This is a genomic window from Dyella sp. (assembly GCF_035277725.1).
Classification (GTDB): domain Bacteria; phylum Pseudomonadota; class Gammaproteobacteria; order Xanthomonadales; family Rhodanobacteraceae; genus Dyella_B.
In genome coordinates, this window is record NZ_DATEJY010000108.1 from 1 (window position 1) to 3161 (window position 3161).

The window sequence follows — 3161 nt, forward strand, 5'->3', positions numbered from 1 at the left end:
TCGCCTCAACAGAGGAGTGCAAACAATGATCACCGTCTTCGGCGAAGGAAGAGGGTTTCGCATTATCTGGCTGCTGGAGGAAATGGGCCTCGCTTATCGGCTGCGGCCGGTGGATCTCTTGGCCGGTGTCGAGCATGACGCTGAGTTTCTCGCCATCAATCCCGCCGGTTTCATACCGGCGATTCAAGACGGTGACGTCACGATGGTCGAGTCCATCGCCATCATGGAATACCTGATGGCTCGCTACGGCCCAACACCGCTCGCGCCCTCGCCACACGATCCTGCCTTTCCTGCTTACCAACAGTTTCTGCATCTTGGTGAAGCCGGGCTTGCGGCTTCCATCTACTTCGTCGTCGGTGCGCGCAATTTTGCGCCGGAGTCGGAGCGGCAAAACTGGAGTGCTGGCCAGGCGCTAAGCACTTTCGAGAGCCGCCTCTCGCTGGTTATCCGCCAGCTTGCGCGCACACCGTATCTTGCCGGTGAGCGGTTCACCGCAGCCGACATTTCGGTGACGTATGCGTTGGAATTGGCGCAAACAAGCGGCGGTGTCACGCTCGGCGAAGTGGAGCGGTCTTATATGGCCCGCACCAGTGCGAGAGAAGGCTATCAGCGCGCCATGGACACATGTCGATCGAGGAGGGCGTGGTTGGCGCAAGCATCCGCTCGATGAGGGGGCAGGGGATCGATGCTTTTGGCCACAGGGCGGGGCATACTCGTCCGCGCCTGCCTGATGCATCTCCTCCCCACCTTGCATGGAAGGGTAAGACATGAAGCCTTCGCTGAAAGTCGTGATCGTGGCATTCGTTGCCGCGCTTGCGTCCCCATTTACCTTCGCGGCTACGCCTGAATCATCGGCGACCGCTTTTCCGCAACATGCTGCTGCATCGCCTTTGCTCGGCAGTTGGTCGTTGGACACATCCCGCATGCGCATGCCACCCGAGCAGCGCCCGAAGAGCGTGATATTCACGTTTGGCCATGCGAGCGACACCAAGTGGACCACGCGCGTCGATATTGTTTATGCACCTGGCAACGAGGTTCATTCCTCGGGTACGGCCGCGCTCGATGGAACGCCGTCTGCCGTCAAGAACAGTCCCGAGGCAGATACGGGAGCAGTGAAATTGCCCGCGCCTGGCGTGCTGGTGATGGCGCTGTTGAAGAAGGGCGTGTTGGTCTCGACGCGGATCTATGCGGTTTTGCCGGGCGATCAAAGCATGGTCGAAACTGCGGTTTATCCTGGCAAGGAGGGGGTGCCTGTTATGAAGACGAATTATTTCACTCGTGTTCGTTAGGGTGATTGGCAAGAGGAAAGTCACCAACATTCACTTTTCGATACCGCCAAAGACACTGGGCCCCGGCTTTCGCCGGGGCGACGAGTCGGAGGAAATCCGAGTAGGTTCGGGTGAGGCGCAGCCGAACCCCAACATGGCGATGGATTTCTGAGATGTTGGGGGTCGCGTTCGCTCTCCCAACAATCATGCAGCGCCTGAGCACCCGCTATGATGAAAGTGACCTCAAGCACCGTCACCCCGGCGAATGCCGGGGCCTAGTGTCTTTGCTTTTGAGGTACCGGAAAAAGTCGCTGGGCCCCGTCGTTCATCGGGGTGACGGGTCGGAGAGGGGGCATGCACTTTCATGGCAACCTACGATCAAGCCACGCGTGGCGTTTGCGACTTGGGCTTCTTGGTGGTGATAGCCAGCGAAGCTGAGCGCAACGGCTGCCCCGTGGCTCCATCTTCAACCGCTTCAATCAGCACTTGGCCAGCATCATCCGTCGATTGAATGATGACTTGCGCCAGGCCATTGAACAGCGAGCGTTTCGGTTCCTTGTCGCTCTCCAGGCAATTGGGGTTGCCGTTGCCGACGCCGATCAGCTGGCCTTTGCCGGAGATGCGGAACGCAAGCTTGTTGTCCGCCGTAGGCACCAGCCAGCCGTGATCGTCGAGCGCTTCGACGGTAATGATGGCGAGGTCTTGCCCGTCTGCCGCGATCTCGCGCCGGTCGGCAGTCAGGCGGATTTTTTGCGCGGGGCCGGTGGTTTCGCGCTTTTCGACCAACACAGTTTGGCCGTTACGGATACCGTGCGCTTCGATCACGCCGGGTGCGTAGGCCACCTTCCATTCAACGTGTCCAAGCTGCGGCACTTTCTTGCTGCCAAGGCTCTTGCCGTTGAGCAGCAGTTCCACTTCGTCGAGGTTGGTGTAGACCCATACCGAAATATCCTGGCCTTCCTTGCCTTGCCAATTCCAGTGTGGAAATACGTGCAGGCTGGGTTCTTTTCGCCACCAGGCTTTGTAGTAGTAATAATAATCCTTGGGAAAACCGCACATATCGACGATGCCGAATTGCGAGCTGATCGACGGCCACGCATACGGTGTCGGCTCGCCGCGATAGTCGAAACCGGTCCAGGCAAAGCCGCCGGCCATCCATTCGCGCGTGCCGTAGTAGGTCCACCATTGTTCGGGCGTTTGCCCCCAATCCACCACGCCGTCGTAGCTGTTGACGGTGTTCCTGGTCTTGTCGGAGGTGTATTCGCCGCGGGTGGAAATGGCGCTGGAAGTTTCCGAGCCAAAGATCGCGCGCGTTGGGTGTTTCTTGTGGAAGTCGTCAGGGAAATCGGTGTGGTAGTTGAAACCGATGATGTCGAGCGCATCGGAAACGCCTTGTTCGTTATCGCCGTTGACAGCGGCGGAAACCACGCGCGTGGGATCGAGTTCGTGGCAGCGCTCGACCATGGCGGTGGCGATGCGCTTGCCTTGTGGCGCCATGTCGCCTTTTTGCAGCTTCCATTCTTCGTTGCCGATCGACCAGATGATGATCGACGGCGAATTGCGGTAGCGCTTCACCATGGTGTCGAGCTGTTCCATGCCACTTGGATTGGAGCTCATCTGGCGCGTTTCGCACATCATCAGCATGCCCATGCGGTCGCACGCTTCGACCCATTCGGGCGTGGGCATGTTGTGCGAGGTGCGCACGGCGTTGCAGCCCATGCTTTGCAGCACGGCGATGCGGAAGGTTTGCAGGCGATCGGGCAAGGCGGCGCCGACGCCGGCATGATCCTGGTGGTTGCAGGTGCCTTGGATCTTGAGCGGCTTGCCGTTCAAGAAGAAACCGTGGTCGGGATCGAAATGAGCCGTACGAATGCCGAACGGAATATGCTCGCC

The 3161-nt window shown here is 59.2% G+C and carries 3 protein-coding genes; 2 read left to right on the forward strand and 1 reads right to left on the reverse strand.

Annotated features, from left to right (window positions below):
* Positions 1-670: glutathione S-transferase family protein (locus tag VJR68_RS10025; protein WP_324147535.1), on the forward strand; the 670-nt coding region annotated here is incomplete at its 5' end.
* Between the two features lie 97 nt (positions 671-767).
* Complete coding sequence (locus VJR68_RS10030) at positions 768-1289, forward strand: hypothetical protein (protein ID WP_324147536.1); 522 nt, start codon at positions 768-770, stop codon at positions 1287-1289.
* A gap of 357 nt (positions 1290-1646) precedes the next feature.
* On the opposite strand, the gene VJR68_RS10035 is transcribed toward VJR68_RS10030, so the two are convergent.
* Positions 1647-3161: glycoside hydrolase family 2 TIM barrel-domain containing protein (locus VJR68_RS10035; protein WP_324147537.1), on the reverse strand; the 1515-nt coding region annotated here is incomplete at its 5' end.